The organism is Obesumbacterium proteus, assembly GCF_001586165.1.
Taxonomy (GTDB): Bacteria; Pseudomonadota; Gammaproteobacteria; order Enterobacterales; family Enterobacteriaceae; genus Hafnia; species Hafnia protea.
Map to the genome: position 1 here is coordinate 686,482 of NZ_CP014608.1, position 20,305 is coordinate 706,786.

Annotated in this window: 16 protein-coding genes; 7 read left to right on the plus strand and 9 right to left on the minus strand. The window is 50.2% G+C overall.

Annotation, left to right across the window (positions count from 1 at the left end; all coding sequences use genetic code 11):
* Positions 1-134: 134 nt before the first annotated feature.
* Positions 135-2,330, minus strand: a complete 2,196-nt coding sequence (gene priA / locus DSM2777_RS03400; RefSeq protein ID WP_061553177.1) for a primosomal protein N' — start codon at positions 2,328-2,330, stop codon at positions 135-137.
* A 258-nt stretch (positions 2,331-2,588) separates the two neighbouring features.
* On the opposite strand from priA, the gene rpmE reads away from it, so the two are divergent.
* Positions 2,589-2,804, plus strand: coding sequence for a 50S ribosomal protein L31 (rpmE, locus tag DSM2777_RS03405; protein ID WP_025801463.1), 216 nt, complete (start codon positions 2,589-2,591; stop codon positions 2,802-2,804).
* A 123-nt stretch (positions 2,805-2,927) separates the two neighbouring features.
* Here rpmE and DSM2777_RS03410 read toward each other — a convergent pair whose 3' ends face one another.
* The 3 genes from DSM2777_RS03410 to argE form a co-directional block, all read right to left on the minus strand.
* A complete protein-coding gene (locus DSM2777_RS03410) occupies positions 2,928-4,655 on the minus strand; it encodes a phosphoethanolamine transferase CptA (RefSeq protein WP_061553178.1) in 1,728 nt (575 codons plus the stop codon).
* Between the two features lie 343 nt (positions 4,656-4,998).
* Positions 4,999-7,635, minus strand: coding sequence for a phosphoenolpyruvate carboxylase (gene ppc / locus DSM2777_RS03415; protein ID WP_046458892.1), 2,637 nt, complete (start codon positions 7,633-7,635; stop codon positions 4,999-5,001).
* A gap of 269 nt (positions 7,636-7,904) precedes the next feature.
* Positions 7,905-9,053, minus strand: coding sequence for an acetylornithine deacetylase (gene argE / locus DSM2777_RS03420; RefSeq protein ID WP_156088324.1), 1,149 nt, complete (start codon positions 9,051-9,053; stop codon positions 7,905-7,907).
* A gap of 167 nt (positions 9,054-9,220) precedes the next feature.
* Here argE and argC point away from each other — a divergent pair, with 167 nt between their 5' ends.
* From argC to argH, 4 genes are all read left to right on the plus strand, one after another.
* Complete coding sequence (argC, locus tag DSM2777_RS03425) at positions 9,221-10,231, plus strand: N-acetyl-gamma-glutamyl-phosphate reductase (protein ID WP_061553180.1); 1,011 nt, start codon at positions 9,221-9,223, stop codon at positions 10,229-10,231.
* Between the two features lie 32 nt (positions 10,232-10,263).
* Positions 10,264-11,043: an acetylglutamate kinase gene (argB, locus tag DSM2777_RS03430; RefSeq protein WP_025801458.1), complete on the plus strand. Its 780-nt coding sequence runs from the start codon at positions 10,264-10,266 to the stop codon at positions 11,041-11,043.
* A gap of 75 nt (positions 11,044-11,118) precedes the next feature.
* On the plus strand, positions 11,119-12,333 hold the full coding sequence (locus DSM2777_RS03435; RefSeq protein ID WP_043490141.1) for an argininosuccinate synthase: 1,215 nt from the start codon (positions 11,119-11,121) through the stop codon (positions 12,331-12,333).
* Between the two features lie 145 nt (positions 12,334-12,478).
* Positions 12,479-13,852, plus strand: a complete 1,374-nt coding sequence (gene argH, locus DSM2777_RS03440) for an argininosuccinate lyase (RefSeq protein ID WP_061553181.1) — start codon at positions 12,479-12,481, stop codon at positions 13,850-13,852.
* Positions 13,853-13,896: 44 nt separating this feature from the next.
* Here the strand turns inward: argH and DSM2777_RS03445 are convergent, their stop codons facing one another.
* The 4 genes from DSM2777_RS03445 to DSM2777_RS03460 all read right to left on the minus strand — a co-directional run bounded on the left by DSM2777_RS03445 (position 13,897) and on the right by DSM2777_RS03460 (position 16,936).
* Positions 13,897-14,235: a type II toxin-antitoxin system HicB family antitoxin gene (locus DSM2777_RS03445; protein WP_061553182.1), complete on the minus strand. Its 339-nt coding sequence runs from the start codon at positions 14,233-14,235 to the stop codon at positions 13,897-13,899.
* Complete coding sequence (locus DSM2777_RS03450) at positions 14,222-14,485, minus strand: toxin HicA (RefSeq protein ID WP_040045205.1); 264 nt, start codon at positions 14,483-14,485, stop codon at positions 14,222-14,224. The genes DSM2777_RS03445 and DSM2777_RS03450 overlap by 14 nt, the downstream gene beginning before the upstream one ends.
* 177 nt (positions 14,486-14,662) lie before the next feature.
* The gene (locus tag DSM2777_RS03455) at positions 14,663-16,111 is read right to left on the minus strand and encodes a dihydrolipoyl dehydrogenase (RefSeq protein ID WP_061553183.1); all 1,449 of its coding nucleotides are present in this window, start codon (positions 16,109-16,111) and stop codon (positions 14,663-14,665) included.
* Between the two features lie 90 nt (positions 16,112-16,201).
* Positions 16,202-16,936: a glutathione peroxidase gene (locus DSM2777_RS03460; protein ID WP_025801454.1), complete on the minus strand. Its 735-nt coding sequence runs from the start codon at positions 16,934-16,936 to the stop codon at positions 16,202-16,204.
* Positions 16,937-17,087: 151 nt separating this feature from the next.
* Between DSM2777_RS03460 and oxyR the strand changes: the two genes are divergently transcribed.
* The gene (gene oxyR / locus DSM2777_RS03465; protein ID WP_061553184.1) at positions 17,088-18,014 is read left to right on the plus strand and encodes a DNA-binding transcriptional regulator OxyR; all 927 of its coding nucleotides are present in this window, start codon (positions 17,088-17,090) and stop codon (positions 18,012-18,014) included.
* Here oxyR and sthA read toward each other — a convergent pair.
* The gene (gene sthA, locus DSM2777_RS03470) at positions 17,997-19,397 is read right to left on the minus strand and encodes a Si-specific NAD(P)(+) transhydrogenase (RefSeq protein WP_061553185.1); all 1,401 of its coding nucleotides are present in this window, start codon (positions 19,395-19,397) and stop codon (positions 17,997-17,999) included. The genes oxyR and sthA overlap by 18 nt on opposite strands.
* A 243-nt stretch (positions 19,398-19,640) precedes the next feature.
* Between sthA and fabR the strand changes: the two genes are divergently transcribed.
* Positions 19,641-20,303 (plus strand): HTH-type transcriptional repressor FabR, encoded by a 663-nt coding sequence (fabR, locus tag DSM2777_RS03475; RefSeq protein ID WP_025801451.1) that lies wholly within the window; start codon positions 19,641-19,643, stop codon positions 20,301-20,303.
* Positions 20,304-20,305 lie beyond the last annotated feature (2 nt).

Here is a 20,305-nt window from a genome sequence, read left to right on the forward strand (position 1 = left end):
CATTTTAAACAGAATGCACCCTGCTGTTGTTACCTAATTTGCATGAGAAATGTGACCTAGATAGATTTTTTAGATCGGGATCGCAAATCATCATTTTTATCTCTCTGTCTGATGGTCTTTCTCATCAAGGCAGATCAGTTATCGGTAGGGTCAACGTCCACTGTCCATTTTACTTTTTTCACCGTTGGCAACGTGCCAATCAGTGGCAGTGTGCCTTTAACAATTTTCTGTAAACGAGCACGAGACGGATGTTGAAGCAGCAACTGCCAGCGGAATCGCCCTCCGCGTTTGGGTTGCAGTGCGGGCACCGGCCCTAGAATCCAGAATGACTCATCACGCAGCGGGCTGGCTTCTAATAGATTTCTTAATTGCTGCAAAAACTGAGGTGCATTTTGGTTATCGTGATCGTCGGCGCGTACCATGATGTGGCTGGTATACGGGGGAAGAAATACGCTTTTGCGCTCTTTTAAGGTCTGTTCGGCAAACGCGTCATAACCTTGATTCAGCAGCGTCAGCAGTAAAGGATGTTCTGGGTGATGGGTCTGTAATATGACTTCGCCCTGTTTCCCCGCACGGCCTGCGCGCCCTGATACCTGCGTATAGAGCTGAGCAAAGCGTTCTGCGGAGTGAAAATCAGCGGAAAACAGCGCGCCGTCTACGTCAAGCAAGGCAACCAGCGTGACGTTAGGAAAGTGATGACCTTTCGCCAGCATTTGGGTGCCGATCAAGATACGAGCGCCGCCGCGGTGTACTTCAGCCAATTGTTGTTCTAACGCGCCCTTGCGGCTGGTGGTATCGCGGTCGATGCGGGTGATCGGCGTATCAGGGAAAAGCGCTGCGAGCTCGGTTTCTAATTGTTCCGTTCCCAACCCAACAGGCACTAAATTGGTGGTGCCACACTGTGGGCACTGGCGTGGGATTGGCTTTTGGCTGTCGCAATGATGGCAGCGTAAATGATGTTGCTGCTGATGCAGCGTGTAGTAATGATCGCACCGCTGGCATTCCGCAATCCAGCCACATTCATGGCACAGTAGCGCTGGAGCAAAGCCTCGGCGGTTTAAAAATAAAATCACCTGATTGCCTGCATCAACGTGCTGTTTCATGCGTTGCAGCAACGGCTGTGCAAGACCCGCTTTTAGCGGCAGACCTTTTAAATCGAGCAAGTGTTGGGTGGCTGGTTTTGCGTTTCCCGCTCGCTGCGTGAGCCGCAAACGACGGTATTTGCCTAACTCAACGTTATGCAATGTCTCTAATGCGGGGGTAGCCGAGCCAAGCACGATAGGAATATCTTCCTGATGTGCGCGGAATACGGCTAAATCACGCGCGTGGTAGCGCCAGCCTTCCTGCTGCTTATAAGAACCATCGTGTTCTTCATCAATGATGATAACGCCTAAGCGAGCAAAGGGCGTAAACAGCGCTGAGCGTGTTCCGATTACGATGGCGCTTTCACCGTTGCGCGCACGCAGCCAAGCGGCGAGGCGTTCGCTGTCGTTTAAACCAGAATGAAGCACATCTACCGGTGCGTTGAAACGCTCTCTGAAGCGGGCTATGGTTTGCGGGGTGAGCCCTATCTCAGGCACTAAAACCAGCGCTTGGCGACCCTGTGCCAGAATATTTTCGATGACGCTTAAATAGACCTCGGTTTTACCGGAGCCGGTGACGCCTGCTAGCAGCCATGCGCTGAACTGGTTGTCTTCGCTACGAATCGCGCCCACGGCGGTGGCTTGTTCGGTGTTGAGTTTTAAACGCTCACCGTTTACCGCATAGCTTTTGCGCCAGTCTTGAAGCTCTGGCGACTCTGCGCGTAACTCGGCCAGCTTTTTTGCCTTGATGCTTTGCAGTGCGGCGTCGGTGAGATCGCATTCAACGACCTGATGGCGATACAGAGGCCGCTGCAACAACATGGCGAGCGCCTGTTGCTGTTTAGGTGCACGTTTGAGCGTTTCAGGCAGGGTCGCTTTACCCTGTTCCGTGATCACCCACTGCCAAAGTTGTCCGTGCTGGGCGGGTTTTCCCTGACGTAGCATCACCGGCAGCGCATGAAATAAAACCTCGCCAATCGGGTAGTGATAATAGTCTGCTGCCCAGCGCAGCATGTGCCACATCCGCGAGGAAAATAGCGATTCATCGTCAATGAGATGGTGAATCGACTTCAAATTTTCGAGCGGTAGTTCGCTGTGCTCGCTGACCCCGGTGATAATGCCGATCATTTTACGCTGTCCAAAAGGCACACTGACCCGTACACCCACGGCAGGTTTCACACCTGCGGGCAGAAGGTAATCAAAGGTGCGTGGCAATGGAACGGGTAAGGCTACGTGAGCGACCGACATGTTTTATCCTGCTTCTAAATGTATGCGTAGTTTACATGCAGCGCGGGGGGAGTGAATCAGTTTAATTGATATCGCTGCTTTTACGTGTCGTAATAGAAGATGAATAAAGCTACTTGCAATTCGATTGCGGTGGATGTTTTATCTCTGTATAATTCGCCGCCTTTGATAGTCTTTTTTATCAAACCAAATTTATCAACCACGCGTGGTGTCTGGCGGAATAGGGCTGGATAGCGACGCGGCCTTAACTGAGGTTATCCCATGAAACAAGGTATCCACCCGAACTACGTTGCAATCACTGCAACTTGCTCTTGCGGCAACGTGATTAAAACTCATTCTACCGCAGGTCACGACCTGAACCTGGACGTATGTGGTAACTGCCACCCGTTCTATACTGGCAAGCAGCGTGATGTTGCTACCGGTGGTCGTGTTGACCGCTTCAACAAGCGTTTCAGCGTACCAGGCACTAAGAAGTAATTCTTTTTGCTCAAGAAGAAGGCACCTAAGGGTACCTTTTTTGTTGCCTAAAATTCAGTGAAATAGGCGTACAAATAAAAAAGCCTCTTCGAGAAGAGGCTTTTTACGTTTACTGATGACCTACTACTGATTACCTACCTGATCGCCATACGGCAATTTGTCGTAATCGTGCAGACCTTTCTTCGCATACGGGTTGCCGATCCAACGTGTTGTTTCCACAAAGTTTGGACTCACCAAACTTCTCTCTGGATTAAACAGGTCGTATTTCAAACCAGCCATGTCAGACCACGTATGAATCAGCTCAGAGCTGCTGTATTTACGATTGGTCATGGAAGTAAAGTCACGCGGGTGCGCTTGCTGCCAGCTTGGTGATGTCCACAGAATGAACGGGATGCTGTACATGTGGCGCGTTGGTGCCGCTTCGTTACGTCCCTGAATATTGTGCGGAGGCGTGTCATACACTTCTTCACCGTGGTCAGAGAAATACAGCAGGAAACCGTTCGGATTCGTTGCCGAGTAATCTTTGATCAGGCTAGAAACCACGAAATCGTTGTACAGGTTAGCGTTGTCATACTCGTTATAAGAGTCAATCTGATCTTGGCTTAAACCTGGAGGCGTGCCTTCCGTTCCTTTGAACTTATCAAATCCTTCTGGGTAGCGGAATTTGTAGTTAATGTGCGTACCTAACAGATGTACCACGATAAATTTCTTCGGTGCAGGATCGGCCATCACTTCTTTAAACGGTTTCAGAACACCTTCATCATACTGACGAGCGCTCTGTGTACGCTGTTGGTTCAGGTAATACTGCTTATCTGTCTGCTGGGAGAACAGGGTCAGCATAGTATTACGCTTGGTCATGGTTTGCTGGTTAGTGATCCAGAAGGTTTTGTAACCCGCCTGCTTCATCATATTCATCAATGAAGGCTGGGTGAGATACAGGTCTGGATTCTTTTCGTTAGCGAACGTCAGAGCCTGCTGCAAGATCTCGATGGTGTAAGGACGGGAAGTTACCACGTCGTTGAACACGGTCAGGTTCTTGTCAGTTTTATGAATTTCATCCAACTGCGGCGTGGTCTCACGCGGATAGCCGTACAGGCTCATGTGGCCGCGCTGAGTTGATTCGCCAATTACCAGAACCAGAGTACGCGGTGCGTTACCGCTGGTATCGGTGAGATTTGCAAGCGGAGGCAACGCGCTGTTTTCTTTCATCAGCGCCTGCAGGCTTGCAAGCTGGCTGCGATATTCAAAATAGCCGGTGATCATTTGCCATGGAGCCGCAGGTTCCATACGCGAAGTTAAACGCGGTAGAGAATCTTCAAATGAACGCTTCTGTATCACCATGTTATAGGCCAGCGGATTAACGATCAGACCATAGAAGATCGCGGCTGGAATAACATAACGCCAGAATGATGGAATATACACTGGGCGTACGCGAGTCCAAAGGAACGCGCAGACAACGGTATAAGCCAGCAATAGAAGAGCGAGGTGAAGGCTGAAATATTGACTGAAGTACTCTCCGGCTTCGCTGGTATTCGATTCAAACATCACAAACAGGACGCTTTGGGAGAACTCTTGTCCGTAGATGATGTAATAACCCAAAGAGCACAGCGATGCGGCCCATAAAATAATGCCAATAACCGCAGCAATAATGCGGGTTTTATTTGGGAATAAAAATACGGGAATTAGCCAAAGAGAACTGTATAGCAATGAATCACGAATGCCGTTGGAGCCGCTGTATCCCGTTACGAGGATAACAGCCTGAAGAACTGTAGAGAAAAACCAAAAGAACAGGAGAAGCCAGAATAACGCTTTCCAGCTGAATGCCTTATCTGCGTTTGGAGATGAAATCATATTATTTCAGCCTATCAGAGAATATCACCGCGGGGATGTTAGTCATCTAACCTTAAAGGAACCTTAGTTTTTATTAACGGATTAAGTAAACCGCAATAAACATGTGTCTCGGGATTAATGAACAGCGAGTAAGCGCTGCAATAAAGCCGGACGATACTAGCAATATTATTTTTTCGTAACAATAGATGCTAATTTTTAATAAGAGTTCGTGATGCATTGTGGTTTTTCATTGAAGGAAAGTATTACGTACAGTGGTATGGCGAGGGCATGAAAGCGTCGAGGTGATTGACTAAACGAAAAACGCGCTACCTAAAGAGATAGCGCGTTTGTTGTAAGGAAAGTATTAGCCTGTATTGCGCATACCGGCTGCAACGCCTGCGATGGTGACCATCAGCGCTTGTTCAACGTTGGCATCCGGCTCCGGTAGCGAGCGTGAACGGTGCAACAATTCAGCCTGCAGTACGTTTAATGGATCGGTATACACGTTGCGTAGCGCGATAGACTCGGCGATCCACGGCAGATCTTCCATCAGGTGATCGTCATTGGCGATGGTGAGCACCACTTTGATATCTTTCGATAGCTGATCGCGTAGCTGTTTGCCTAGCGGCCACAGTTTTTCGTCAACCAAGCGCTGATCGTAGTATTCAGCCAGCCATAAATCTGACTTCGCAAACACCATTTCTAGCATCCCAATGCGGGTTGAGAAGAAAGGCCAGTCGCGACACATGGTTTCCAGCGTTGACTGTTTTCCTTCATCAACGGCGGCCTGTAGCGCAGCACCTGCGCCCAACCACGCTGGCAGCATTAAGCGGTTTTGCGTCCAAGCGAAGATCCATGGAATGGCGCGCAGACTTTCTACGCCGCCGTTTGGTTTACGTTTGGCAGGGCGAGAACCCAAAGGCAGTTTGCCAAGCTCAAGCTCAGGCGTCGCAGAACGGAAGTAAGGCACGAAGTCCTTATTTTCCCGAACATAGCCACGATACATATCGCAGGAAACGTCTGACAACTCATCCATCAAATCGCGCCATTCCTGCTTTGGTGCCGGTGGTGGTAGCAGGTTAGCTTCCAAAATCGCGTTGGTGTACAGCGATAGACTGCTGATAGTGACCTGTGGTAAACCAAGTTTGAAGCGGATCATCTCGCCTTGCTCGGTGACACGCAGACCGCCTTTCAAGCTGCCCGGCGGTTGTGAAAGCAGAGCCGCATGAGCCGGTGCACCACCGCGACCGATCGAACCGCCGCGTCCGTGGAACAGGGTTAATGCCACGCCCGCTTTTTCACACACGTTAACCAAGGCTTCTTGAGCACGATATTGCGCCCATGATGCGGCCATCACGCCCGCATCTTTTGCTGAGTCAGAGTAGCCGATCATCACCATCTGCTTGCCCTGAATAAAGCCGCGATACCAATCGATGCTCAATAGCTGAGTCATCACATCTTCGGCATTGTTCAAGTCATCAAGGGTTTCAAACAGCGGAGCAACAGGCAATGCGTAAGGGCAACCCGCTTCTTTCAATAGCAGATGAACAGCGAGCACGTCGGAAGGAGTGCGCGCCATCGAAATTACATAGGCGGCGATAGAACCCTGAGGTGCCTCCGCGATCACGCGGCAGGTATCAAAGACTTCTTTAGTTTCAGCGCTTGGCTCCCATTGGCGTGGAACCAGTGGGCGTTTGGAGTTGAGTTCACGCACCAAGAAGGCCTGCTTGTCAGCTTCTGACCAGCTTTCATAATCGCCGAGGCCCAAATAACGGGTGAGCTCAGCTAAGGCTTCAGAGTGACGCGTGCTTTCTTGACGAACATCCATGCGTACGAGCGGTACGCCGAAGCAGTGAACGCGGCGCAGCGTGTCCAGCAGTTGGCCATTGGCGATAATGCTCATGCCGCAGGCTTTGAGCGATTGGTAGCAGGCGTACAACGGCTCCCAAAGCTGCTCGTTTTTCACCAGCAGATTGTCTGGGCGCGTCGCGCGTTCGCCTTTGATTTTCGCTGCCAGATAAACCTGAGTTTCAGTTAGCTGCGTGCGCAGCTTTTTCATCAGCTCACGGTAGGGCTCTTGAACGTCGTCACCACCGGCTAGAGCGCGCAGTTCTGGCGTGCATTCTGTCATCGACAGTTCAGAAACCAGCACGGCGATATCACGCAGGAACAGGTCGGTAGCTTTCCAGCGGCTTAACAGTAAAGCGTGGCGCGTGATGTCTGCCGTCACGTTCGGGTTGCCGTCGCGGTCGCCGCCCATCCATGCGGTGAAACGCACGGGCACAGCTTCAACCGGTAGTTGGTAACCCAATGAGTTTTCTAGCTGTTCATTAAACTCGCGTAAGAATGCCGGAACCCCTTCCCACAGGCTATTTTCCACTACGGCATATCCCCATTTAGCTTCATCAATTGGGGATGGGCGGTTCTTGCGAATTTCATCGGTATGCCATGATTGAGCAACCAGCTGGCGCAGGCGACGCATGATTTGATTGCGTTCGTAGTCGGCCAAATCGCTGTGATCGAGCTGGCTAAGGCAGTTGTTAACCTCAACCAGTTTATGAATCAGGGTACGACGGGTGATTTCAGTAGGATGAGCGGTGAGGACTAGCTCAATGGAGAGATCGTCTACGGCTTTTTTGATCTGCTCATCGCTGAGATTGTTGTTTTTCAAACGGGTGAAAAGTTGAGCCATCACTTCAGGGTTGCTTGCCGCTTCGCCATGAGGGGAAATGCTGTGATATTGCTCGGCGGTATTTGTCAGACTCAGGAATTGGCTAAAAGCACGGGCAACCGGCAATAGCTCATCATTCGACAAGTTCTGTAGCGTCGTTAACAGTTCCTGACGGCTTGCATCGTTACCCGCACGTGAGGATTTTGATAATTTACGGATAGTCTCGACGCGGTCTAGGATATTCTCGCCCAGCGCTTCTTTGATGGTGTCGCCGAGCAGCTTCCCTAGCATACTGACGTTACTTCGCATTGCCGAATATTGTTCGTTCATAAGACCCCTGACCCCTCCAATATGTAAATTTCTTTCACCCGAAAGGCGTAGACCGCCTCTTTTATAAAGCCACGTTCCATTGTCTACGTCAATTGTCACAATTTATTGCTAAACGACATGAATTTGGTGATTTAACTGAAATTTAATTACACGGTGACGGGAATTAACGTTTCTAATAACAGTTACGTTGCAAACGGCGGCGATAGGGTGATATCACCGCCGTTTTCACTGCGAATAATTCATTAAAGCGCGGATCGGTAATTCATCGATTATCTACAAAAATGTCTAACCACTTGGCCGATCAAATCACGCGTAGGCTGGATGAACGACGTTGCTAAGTACTCATCGGGCTGGTGGGCCTGATCGATTGAGCCGGGCCCTAAGACCAGTGTAGGACAAACTTCCTGAATAAATGGCGCTTCGGTGCAATAGTTCACCACTTCCGCACGCTCGCCTAATAATCCCTCAATGACCTGCACCAGCGGGGCATGAACCGGGCATTCATATCCTGGGATCGGCACATGCAGGTGTTCAATGGTTAAACGGCCTGGCCATTTTTCACTCACCGGTGCTAGAGCTTGATTGAGTAACTCGTCGATATCGTTAAGCGTCATGCCCGGTAACGGACGGATATCCATATGCAATTCGCAGCAGGCGCAGATTCGGTTCGGTGCGTCGCCGCCGTGAATATGCCCAAGGTTCATGGTTGGGTATGGAATGGTAAAAGCATCGTGGTGGAAGCGATCTTTTAGCGTGTTCCGCAGCGTCAGCAGATGGCCGATGGAATCATGCATCAGTTCGATCGCGTTTACGCCGCGAGAGGGATCGCTGGAGTGGCCGGATTGTCCCGTGATGCGGATTGCTTCTGATAAGTGTCCTTTGTGTGCACGCACGGGTTTGAGTGACGTTGGCTCACCGATGATGGCGCAGTCGGGGCGCAGATGAGTCGTCGCGGCGAAATAACGTGCGCCAGCCATGGTGGTTTCTTCATCGGCGGTAGCCAAAATATAAAGCGGCTTGCTGAGCTGGCTCAAATCCACATCGCGTAGCGCATCCAGAATAAAAGCGAAGAAGCCTTTCATGTCTGCGGTGCCGAGTCCGTAAAGCTTATTGTCGTGCTCGGTAAGCGTGAAGGGATCGCGCGTCCAGCGTCCATCATCAAACGGCACGGTATCCGTATGACCCGCCAGCATCAGCCCGCCACTTCCCTCACCATAGCTGGCGAGGAGATTAAATTTGTTACGCGTATGTGGCACGGACTGCACTTCAACCCGAAAACCAAGATCGCTAAACCAGCCTGCGAGTAAGTTGATTAATGTTTCATTGCTTTGATCGAGCGCGCTGTCCGTTGCACTAATGGATGGAGTGGCGATCAGGGCACGGTACGGCTCAATAAATGGCGGTAATTTCATATTCACTGTTGACAGCCTTTCGTTAGGATAGTATCAATATTCATGCATTATTTATGAATAAAAATACAATAAGCGCTCGCCGAATGAAACCGTAAAAGTTATGATGAGCAGCGCCAAATGTAATTTTTCCGATCAACAATCTTTCATAAAAACTAAGAAGGTGGAATCGATACATGTCTACGTTAAACGGGTTAATTGTAGGAGCCAGCGGTTATACCGGCGCGGAACTCGCCGCTTATCTGCATCGCCATCCTCATATGAACATAACCGGTTTAACGGTTTCAGCGCAAAGTGCAGATGCAGGAAAGTTGCTTTCTGATTTGCATCCTCAGCTGAAAGGCATTGTTGATTTACCGTTGTTGCCGATGAGCGATGTGGCGGCAATGGCAAAAGATGTTGATGTGGTTTTTCTTGCTACGGCGCATGAAGTTAGCCATGACCTCGCCCCGCAGTTTTTACAGATGGGCTGTGTGGTGTTTGATCTTTCCGGTGCTTATCGGGTCAATCAAGCTAGTTTTTACCAAGATTATTATGGATTTACTCACCAGCATGCCGACTGGCTCGACAAAGCAGTTTATGGATTGGCGGAGTGGCGTGCTGAAGATATTAAACAGGCTCAACTGGTGGCCGTTCCCGGCTGCTATCCCACGGCGTCACAGCTGGCATTAAAGCCGCTGATTGATGCGGGTCTGCTCGATTTAAACCAGTGGCCGGTCATCAACGCCGTGAGCGGTGTGAGTGGTGCAGGGCGTAAAGCCAGTATGACGACCAGCTTTTGCGAAGTCAGTTTGCAGCCTTATGGCATTTTTACTCATCGCCATCAGCCTGAAATAGCGACCCATTTAGGAACGCCGGTGATTTTCACCCCGCACTTAGGCAATTTCCCTCGCGGAATTTTGGCCACGATAACCTGCAAATTAACCGCGGGTGTAAAGGCTGAGCAGATCGATGCTGCTTATCAGCAGGCTTATGCCGGAAAACCGTTGGTTCGCATCTATGACAAAGGCGTTCCGGCGATCAAAAACGTTGCGGGAACGCCGTTCTGCGATATCGGTTTTGCACTTCAGGGTGAGCACCTGATTATTGTGTCTGCCGAAGATAACTTACTGAAAGGCGCGGCGGCTCAAGCGGTGCAATGCATGAATATTCGCTTTGGATTTAATGAAACCCAATCATTGCTGTAACGACCAAACGTTAACTTTAAAAAGAGACTGCTATGAATAATCCATTAATCATCAAGTTAGGTGGCGTACTGCTCGATAGTGAAGAGGCGATGCAACGTTTGTTTCAGGCTTTAGTTGCTTACCGCCAAAGCCATCAGCGACCACTGGTGATTGTTCATGGCGGTGGCTGTTTGGTGGATGATCTGATGAAGCAGCTCAATTTACCGGTAGTGAAGAAGAACGGGCTGCGCGTCACGCCAGCCGATCAGATCGGCATTATTACCGGTGCGCTCGCCGGTACGGCAAACAAAACGCTGCTGGCCTGTGCCAAGAAACACAAAATTGCAGCGGTAGGTTTGTCATTGGGCGATGGCGATATGGTTGAAGTGAGCCAGTTGTCAGAAGAACTCGGCCATGTGGGCAAAGCGAAAGCGGGCTCACCGGCGCTGGTCACGACGCTGTTGGCAACAGGCTATCTGCCGATTATCAGCTCGGTTGGGATCACCGCGGAAGGCGAATTGATGAATGTGAATGCCGATCAGGCTGCCACCGCATTGGCGGCAACCTTAGGCGCGGATTTGATTTTGCTGTCAGACGTTAGCGGTATTCTGGATGGCAAAGGGCAGCGTATAGAAGAAATGACGGCTGCCAAAGCAGAGCAACTGATCGTTCAAGGCATTATTACCGATGGAATGATTGTAAAAGTAAACGCTGCGCTTGATGCCGCTCGGTCTTTGGGAAGGCCGGTTGATATTGCAAGCTGGCGCCATGCCGAGAAACTTCCGGCATTGTTTAATGGCGTGCCGGTAGGCACCAGAATTCTCGCGAATTAATTACCCGTCAATGTAGGGTAATGACGACCTAATCTAACTAAATAATTTTAAGTTATTGAGATAAAGGAAAAGACTATGGCAACGCAAGGCATCAGCAAAATCGTTCTGGCTTACTCTGGCGGCTTGGATACGTCAGCAATCATTCCTTGGCTGAAAGAAAACTACGGCGACTGTGAAGTTATCGCATTCGTGGCAGATATCGGCCAAGAGCGTGAAGACTTGGTTGGCGTGGAAGAAAAAGCGCTGCGCTCTGGTGCTTCTGCCTGTTATATCGCCGATCTGCGTGAAGAATTCATCAAAGATTATGTTTACCCTGTGCTGAAAACCGGTGCGCTGTACGAAGGAACCTATTTGCTGGGAACCTCAATGGCGCGCCCGCTGATTGCCAAAGCGCAGGTTGAACTTGCCCTGAAACTCGGCGCGGATGCGCTGTGCCACGGCGCAACGGGTAAAGGTAACGATCAGGTTCGTTTCGAAACCACCTATACCGCGCTGGCTCCACAGCTGAAAGTGGTTGCCCCTTGGCGTGAGTGGGATTTACGTTCGCGTGAAGCGCTGCTGGACTACCTGAAAGTACGCGATATTCCAACCACTGCATCGCTGGAAAAAATTTACAGCCGTGATGCGAACGCTTGGCATATTTCCACCGAGGGTGGCGTGCTTGAAAGCCCATGGAATGCCTCTAACCAAGATTGCTGGGTCTGGACGAATTCCCCTGAAGATGCACCAAATGAGTCTGAATTAGTGACCGTTGGTGTTGAAAACGGCGAAGTGGTTGCGGTTAACGGCAAAAAAATGAGCCCGTTTGCCTGCTTAGAAGCGCTGAATGTGTTGGGTGCAAAACACGGTGTGGGCCGTATTGATATCGTGGAAAACCGTCTGGTAGGGATCAAATCCCGTGGCTGCTACGAAACCCCAGGGGGCACCATTATGATGGCAGCTCTGCGCGGGGTAGAGCAGTTAGTGCTGGATCGTGATTGCTTTAAATGGCGTGAACAGCTTGGTCAGGAAATGTCCTATGTTGTATACGATGGCCGTTGGTTTGCGCCGTTGCGTGAGTCCATTCAGGCTGCAGCTGACTCCATCGCCAAAGATGTTAATGGCGAAGTCGTGATTAAGTTGTATAAAGGACAGGCAACGGCTATCCAGAAAAAATCTGGCAACAGCCTGTATAACGAAGAGTTTGCTACCTTCGGCGAAGATGACGTTTACGATCACAGCCATGCGGGCGGCTTTATTCGCTTGTTCTCGTTGTCATCACGTATTCGTGCGCTGAACGAGAAGAAATAATAGCAGGCCTTCCCCCTCCCAACCTCCCCCTTCGCAGGGGGAGGAGCCGATCGAGCAACGATTGCTGACAGCTCCCTCCCCTGTGAAGGGGAGGGTTGGGGTGGGGTAATAATGAGTAGAACACTAAAATTCAACGGAGCATCACATGGCACTATGGGGCGGGCGGTTCAGTCAGGCGGCAGACCAGCGGTTTAAGCAATTTAACGACTCACTGCGGTTTGATTACCGATTGGCTGAGCAGGATATTACCGGCTCGGTGGCATGGTCGAAGGCGCTGGTGACCGTGAATGTTTTAACGATTGAAGAACAACAAAAGTTGGAAGATGCGTTGGGTGTGTTGCTGGAAGAAGTTCAGGCGAATCCCAATGCAATTTTGGCCAGCGATGCAGAAGATATTCACAGCTGGGTTGAGACGCAGCTGATTAATAAAGTCGGTGATTTAGGTAAAAAACTCCACACGGGGCGTAGCCGTAACGATCAGGTTGCCACGGATCTGAAACTCTGGTGCAAGAATGAGATCGGTGAGTTGTTATTGGCTGTTCAGCAGTTGCAGCAGGCGCTGGTGGTAACCGCTGAAGCCAATCAGGACGCAGTGATGCCGGGTTATACCCATCTTCAACGCGCACAGCCCGTGACTTTTGCTCACTGGTGTTTGGCGTATGCCGAGATGCTGGCGCGTGATGAAAGCCGTTTGCACGATACGTTGAAACGTTTGGATGTGAGCCCGCTTGGGTGTGGGGCTTTGGCGGGCACGGCTTATCCCATCGATCGTGAACAGTTGGCGGAATGGCTAGGTTTTGCTAGCGCAACGCGCAACAGTTTGGATAGCGTTTCTGACCGCGACCACGTGCTGGAACTGCTTTCTAATGCGTCCATCGGTATGGTGCATTTGTCGCGTTTTGCGGAAGACCTGATCTTCTTCAACAGCGGTGAAGCGAACTTTGTTGAGCTGTCCGATCGCGTGACGTCTGGTTCATCGTTGATGCCACAGAAGAAAAATCCCGATGCATTAGAACTGATTCGCGGCAAATGTGGCCGCGTGCAGGGCGCGTTGACCGGCATGATGATGACGTTGAAAGGCCTACCTTTGGCCTACAACAAAGATATGCAGGAAGATAAAGAGGGTCTATTCGACGCACTGGATACGTGGATGGACTGCCTACATATGGCCGCGCTGGTGTTGGATGGTATTCAGGTGAAGCGTCCTCGTTGCCAAGAAGCTGCGGAACAAGGATATGCGAACGCAACAGAGTTGGCCGATTACCTCGTCGCGAAAGGCGTTCCGTTCCGTGAAGCCCACCATATTGTAGGTGAAGCGGTGGTGGGAGCGATTAAGCAGGGTAAAGCCTTGGAAGCGTTGAGCCTCAGCGAATTGCAAAAATTCAGCAGCGTGATTGGCGATGACGTTTATCCTATTTTGTCACTGCAATCTTGTTTGGATAAACGTAGTGCCAAAGGTGGCGTTTCTCCGCATCAGGTCGCTCAGGCGATTGCCGAGGCAAAACAGCGCCTGCTTTAGTTCAGCCGTTGTACCAATGAAAAACCGGGCAATGCCCGGTTTTTTTATCCTAAAAGCTTAGCACATAGATATCGATTGAGACTTACGCCTTCTTCACTGGCGAGAATAGCCAAGCGTCGATGTTGTTCAGGAGCCAGACGTAATACCAGCTTGCCGCTATATTTTTTCTCTGCCAGCGCCGCGGGCGGAATTTCTCCGTTGCTTAACATGTCAGATACCGCGCTGGAAACCAGATCCATAATCCCATCTAGAGCCTCCTGTCGCGTAGCGGCTAACCATGATAGTGACGGGAATTCACTGCACAACCCGACGAATTCGTTATCTTCTTCAGACCACGTAATGCGATAAGTGTAGTGTTCAGTAAAGCGATCATGAGTTGTCACGATAGGCCTGCTCCAATTTTTCTATTGCCGCAATAACTTGTTTAATTTGATAACTCTTGGCTTTGCCATTTTTGCCGGCCTGAATATTTATTCTGGGATCGCCGTGCCACGGCATATGAAAGACTTTGTGGCTCCCACTATTCTGCCTCGGTGGGCCAAACAGCAGAATGCAGACTTTGACCAGCTCATTAAAAGACAGGTTGGTTGAATGTGTACGTAACTCTTCAGCAAGATCGCCAAGCTCCTTCACACTGCCCCCATGATAGTATCGTTATTGATACTAAATCAATCTCATTGTTGTAGTGAAAGTGAGTGTGTCTGAGTTAAGAAATGGGGCAAGCGGGAGTGATTAAGTTAGGAATGCACTATACAAAAAAACCGGGCAATGCCCGGTTTTGTAGAGAAATTTGCGAAGCTATTCGCGACGTTATTCACCCGGGCAGCGCATACAGCGCTCGGTTTCACTGCCGCCGATGCGCAGCTTACTTTGCAAATCACGCAATGCTGTACGCAAGCCTTCTTCTATTACAGGGTGATAGAACGGCATATCCAGCATTTGATCGACGGTCATACCTTGCTGATGCGCCCATGCCAGCAGATGTGCAATGTGCTCAACTTCCGGCCCCATCATTTCAGCACCAAGGAATTTGCCCGTTCCTTGTTCGCCATAAACATGCAGTAAGCCTTTGTTTCGCAGCATAACGCGAGAACGTCCTTGGTTTTCGAAAGAGACTTCGCCAACCTCGAAGCAGCCGCAGGCGCCATATTTTTGGCTGAGTTCACGATAGGTTGAACCGACCATGGCGATTTGCGGATCGGAGAACACCACCGAAATCGAACTACGGCGCAGTCCCGGCTTCACTTCTGGGAAGCTACCCGCGTTATCACCGGCAATACGAGCCTGATCGCTGGCTTCGTGTAACAGCGGTAGCTGATTACTTGCATCACCGGCGATAAAGATATGCGGTACGCTGGTTTGCATGGTCAGTCGATCGGCGACCGGAACGCCACGCGCATCAAGCTCAAGCGACGTATTTTCGATGGCGAGATTATCAACATTTGGACGACGGCCGGTGGCGGCCAGCACGTAGTCCACCATGATTTCCTGTGGCTTACCGTCTAAATCCTGATAGCGAATAAATACGCGATCGCCTTCGCGTTGCATGATCTCGACTTTCACATCGGGGTCGAGATAAAACTCTTCGCCTAAAGCGCGGCGAGCATAATCGCGTACATCGCTGTCCGTGAGAGGGCCTACGGCACCACCGACGCCAAAGACTTTCACTTTCACACCAAGGCGATGAAGTGCTTGGCCGATCTCTAAACCGATAACGCCGGGGCCAAATACCGCAACGGATTCAGGCAGATCGTCCCAGTTGAATACATCATCATTGATAATTAAGCGATCGCCGAGGTCGTTCCACGGCGCTGGCCATGTTGGGCGAGAACCGGTGGCGATAACGATGCGTTTTGCCACGATGCGAGTGTGATCGTCAACTTGTAGGGTATTGTCATCGATAAAACGGGCGTAACCGAGAATTTTGTCGTTGTCAGGAATACTGATGACGCCTTCCATCACAAAACCCACGAAGCGGTCGCGTTCGCGTTTAACGCGAGCCATGACTTCGCGGCCATCAATTTTTATTTCACCCTGAGGATGAATGCCAAAACCGGGAGCGCGCTCGATTTGATGCACGGCTTCTGCCGCGGCAATGAGTAATTTGGAAGGCATACAGCCAACGCGGGCACAGGTTGTGCCAAATGGACCGCCTTCGATCATAACAACGCTTGGCGTAGAGAGTTTTGCTGCGCGATAGGCACCTAAACCTGCTGTACCGCCGCCGATAACGGCCACGTCAACATTGAGTTCTTTCATGAAGCTATCTCCTGAAATCGGAAAAAAAGGCGGGACGAACCCGCCAAAATGTTGGCTTACTTTTTTATAATAACGACTACTTGCAGGTGATTATGCCTGTTGCAGGTAAACTTCTAAGTCATCGCTGCCACCGATATGTTGTCCACCGATGTAAACCTGTGGAACCGTCGCTCGGCCAGTTACAGCGCGCAGGCTCACGGTGGTTGCGTCTTTACCCAGCACGATTTCTTCATATTGGATACCGCGGTCTTGCAGCATTTGTTTAGCTTTCGCGCAGTATGGGCAACCCGGTTTAGTAAACAGGGAAACCGAAGCCTGCACTTTGAAATCAGGTGCTAAATATTTCAGCATGGTATCTGCATCAGATACTTCAAACGGGTCGCCTGGCTTGTTAGGTTCAACAAACATTTTTTCAACCACGCCGTTACGAACCAGCATGGAATAGCGCCATGAGCGTGGGCCAAAGCCAAGATCGGCTTTTTCGACCAGCATGTTCATGCCTTTGGTAAATTCACCGTTGCCGTCTGGAACGAAAGTGATGTGCTCTGCTTTCTGGTCCGCTTTCCACGCATTCATTACGAAGGTGTCGTTCACGGAAACGCACAGAATGCTGTCGACGCCTTTTTCATGGAACACGGGAGCTAGCTCGTTATAACGTGGCAGATGGCTTGATGAACAGGTTGGGGTGAATGCGCCCGGCAGAGAAAACACGATAACGGTTTTGTCTTTGAACAGGTCATCGGTAGTCACGTCAATCCACTGGTCGCCCTGACGGGTGTGGAAAGTTACCTGTGGAATTTTCTTACCTTCTTGGCTAGTAAACATGGATTAACCCTTTAATTATTAGATTAAAAATCACTGGTGTTGGCGTGTCGCCGTTCGTTGATGGACATTATTCACACTTAGGCTTGATAGTTCTAATCGTTCATTGCTATCTTATTTATCGCCATGAGCTATCATGGCTCGGAGGATAAATATGAATATTCGAGATTTAGAATACCTAGTGGCGCTGTCTGAACATCGCCATTTTCGTCGCGCCGCCGACTCATGCCACGTCAGCCAACCTACGCTGAGTGGGCAAATCCGTAAGCTGGAAGATGAGTTGGGTGTGATGCTTCTGGAGCGTACCAGCCGTAAGGTGCTGTTTACCCAAGCCGGACTACTACTTGTCGATCAGGCACGGACAGTTCTGCGTGAGGTTAAGGTACTTAAAGAGATGGCCAGCCAGCAGGGTGAGGCGATGTCCGGCCCACTGCACATCGGCTTGATCCCAACGGTTGCGCCTTATTTACTGCCACAGATTATTCCAACGCTGCACAAAACTTTCCCTAAGCTGGAAATGTATTTGCATGAAGCACAGACCCACCAATTGCTTGCACAGCTTGATAGCGGCAAATTGGATTGCGCGATTCTGGCATTGGTCAAAGAAACCGAAGCATTTATTGAAGTGCCATTGTTTGATGAGCCTATGAAGCTGGCGGTGTATAGCGGCCATCCTCTGGCAGACAAAGATAAAATCGCGATGTCTGAGCTGGCCGGTGAGAATTTGTTAATGCTGGAAGACGGGCATTGTCTGCGCGATCAGGCGATGGGATTCTGTTTCCAAGCAGGGGCAGATGAAGATACGCATTTCCGCGCAACCAGCTTAGAAACGCTGCGCAACATGGTCGCTGCGGGAAGCGGTATTACTTTGTTGCCAGCATTAGCGGTTCCACCGGAGCGTGAACGCGATGGCATTTGCTATCTGCAATGCTATAAGCCTGAACCAAAGCGAACTATCGCCTTAGTTTATCGTCCAGGTTCTCCGCTGCGTGCGCGCTATGAACAGCTCGCGGAAGCAATCCGCGAGCATATGCAGGGCGTCATGGCGCAACAGTGTGACACTTTAAAACAGGCGGTTTAGCCCGTTTAACGCAGCCACACGATAGGCCTCGGCCATGGTTGGATAGTTGAAGGTGGTATTAACGAAATACTCGATGGTATTACCTTCTCCTTTCTGTTCCATGATCGCTTGGCCGATATGAATGATCTCCGCCGCACGTTCGCCAAAGCAGTGGATCCCTAGGATCTGCTTGGTTTCTCGATGGAATAAGATCTTCAAACTTCCCACGCTCATGCCTGCGATTTGTGCGCGTGCCAGATGTTTAAACTGTGCACGGCCCACCTCATACGGCACTTTCATTGCTGTCAGTTCCTGCTCTGTTTTACCTACGGAGCTGATTTCAGGAATGGTGTAAATGCCGGTAGGAATATCTTCGACCAGATGTACGTTAGCTTCGCCTTGCATAATGGCCTGAGCAGCAATACGTCCTTGATCGTAAGCCGCAGAGGCTAAGCTTGGATAGCCAATGACGTCACCCACGGCGTAGATATGTGAAATGGCCGTTTGGTACATGCTGTTGACCTTCAAAAGGCCACGGCCATCGGCTTCAAGCCCGACATTTTCCAGTTTCAGCGCATCGGTATTTCCTGTACGGCCATTGGCATACAGCAGGCAATCGGCTTTCACTTTTTTGCCGGATTTAAGATGCATGATGACGCCATCTTCAACGCCTTCAATCTGCTCGAACTCTTCGTTGTGGCGGATAACAACGCCGTTATTCCAGAAGTGGTAAGAGAGCGCATCTGACATTTCTTGATCGAGAAATGCGAGCAGGCGATCGCGGGTATTCACTAAGTCCACTTTCACGCTTAATCCACGGAAGATCGACGCATATTCGCAGCCGATAACGCCAGCACCATAAATGATGATGTGCTGCGGTTCGTGGTTAAGTTGCAGAATGGAGTCGCTGTCGTAAATGCGTGGATGCTTGAAATCGACGCCAGACGGATGATACGGACGTGAACCACAGGCGATAATGATGTTATCGGCGGTTAAGGTATCGCGCGTGCCGTCTGGGTAGCTAACGCTGAGGGTGTTAGCATCAATAAACTCGGCGTCACCGGAAAATAATTGGCAATGGTTACGCTCGTAGAATCCCTGACGCATGCGAGTTTGCTGATTAATAACGTTATCGGCATGGCGCAAAATATCAGGGAATGTCGATTTAAGAATTCGGGAGTTGTCGCTGTAGAGAGGATTTTGGTTAAATTCGATTATGCGGCTAACGGCGTGGCGAAGTGCTTTCGAAGGGATGGTGCCCCAATGGGTACATCCGCCACCAACGCTAAAATGCCGTTCTATAACGGCAACCCGCGCGCCCTGTTTTACCAGACCCATGGCGGCGCCTTCACCACCGGGACCTGAGCCAATCACTATGGCATCAAAAGAATAGTGCTGTTGCATGTAGGGTAGGCCTTTCTTATACAAAAATACAACGTTACCTTAACATAATAACCGTGCATCCCCAATCATCCCTACGCTTTTCGTGGCAATTCGCACCTTGTTTTTGTCATCCTAGCTATACATGTCACAGGTCATAGAAGCGTGGTTGGGGTAAAGTTTGATATAGTGGCGCTGAACTACCGCGCCAGAATCAAAAAAAGCCGACGGTGGAATAAAGAAACTTACATTTAACCGGATATTAATATGGGCGTCAGAGCGCAACAAAAAGAACGAACTCGTCGTTCACTGATCGAGGCAGCGTTCAATCAGCTAAGCGCTGAACGGAGCTTTGCGAGTTTGAGCCTGCGTGAAGTATCCCGTGAAGCTGGTATTGCCCCAACCTCCTTCTATCGCCATTTTCGTGACGTGGATGAGTTAGGGTTAACGATGGTGGATGAAAGTGGGCTGATGCTGCGTCAGTTAATGCGTCAGGCTCGTCAACGTATTGCCAAAGGTGGCAGCGTCATCCGCACATCTGTAGCAACTTTTATGGAATTTATCGGCAATAATCCGAATGCTTTTCGCCTGCTTTTACGGGAACGTTCCGGTACTTCTGCTGCGTTCCGTGCCGCAGTGCAGCGTGAGGTTCAGCACTTTATTGCGGAACTTGCCGATTATCTTGAAATCGAAAATCACATGCCGCGCAGTTTTACCGAAGCGCAGGCCGAGGCAATGGTCACTATCGTATTTAGCGCGGGCGCCGAAGCGTTAGATATTGATATGGAACACCGTCGTTTGTTGGAAGAACGTCTGGTTTTGCAGTTGCGGATGATTTCCAAGGGCGCTTATTATTGGTACCGTCGTGAGCAGGAGAAGGCACACATTGCGCATATGCATGAAAATGCAGAGCAGCAGGCTCAGGAATAAAT

Coding starts and splice junctions, on each gene's coding strand:
- priA (WP_061553177.1), bottom strand. CDS start 2,330: ATGTCGGTCGCTCACGTAGCCTTACCCGTTCCATTGCCACGCACCTTT.
- rpmE (WP_025801463.1), top strand. CDS start 2,589: ATGAAACAAGGTATCCACCCGAACTACGTTGCAATCACTGCAACTTGC.
- DSM2777_RS03410 (WP_061553178.1), bottom strand. CDS start 4,655: ATGATTTCATCTCCAAACGCAGATAAGGCATTCAGCTGGAAAGCGTTA.
- ppc (WP_046458892.1), bottom strand. CDS start 7,635: ATGAACGAACAATATTCGGCAATGCGAAGTAACGTCAGTATGCTAGGG.
- argC (WP_061553180.1), top strand. CDS start 9,221: ATGTCTACGTTAAACGGGTTAATTGTAGGAGCCAGCGGTTATACCGGC.
- argB (WP_025801458.1), top strand. CDS start 10,264: ATGAATAATCCATTAATCATCAAGTTAGGTGGCGTACTGCTCGATAGT.
- DSM2777_RS03435 (WP_043490141.1), top strand. CDS start 11,119: ATGGCAACGCAAGGCATCAGCAAAATCGTTCTGGCTTACTCTGGCGGC.
- argH (WP_061553181.1), top strand. CDS start 12,479: ATGGCACTATGGGGCGGGCGGTTCAGTCAGGCGGCAGACCAGCGGTTT.
- DSM2777_RS03455 (WP_061553183.1), bottom strand. CDS start 16,111: ATGAAAGAACTCAATGTTGACGTGGCCGTTATCGGCGGCGGTACAGCA.
- DSM2777_RS03460 (WP_025801454.1), bottom strand. CDS start 16,936: ATGTTTACTAGCCAAGAAGGTAAGAAAATTCCACAGGTAACTTTCCAC.
- oxyR (WP_061553184.1), top strand. CDS start 17,088: ATGAATATTCGAGATTTAGAATACCTAGTGGCGCTGTCTGAACATCGC.
- sthA (WP_061553185.1), bottom strand. CDS start 19,397: ATGCAACAGCACTATTCTTTTGATGCCATAGTGATTGGCTCAGGTCCC.
- fabR (WP_025801451.1), top strand. CDS start 19,641: ATGGGCGTCAGAGCGCAACAAAAAGAACGAACTCGTCGTTCACTGATC.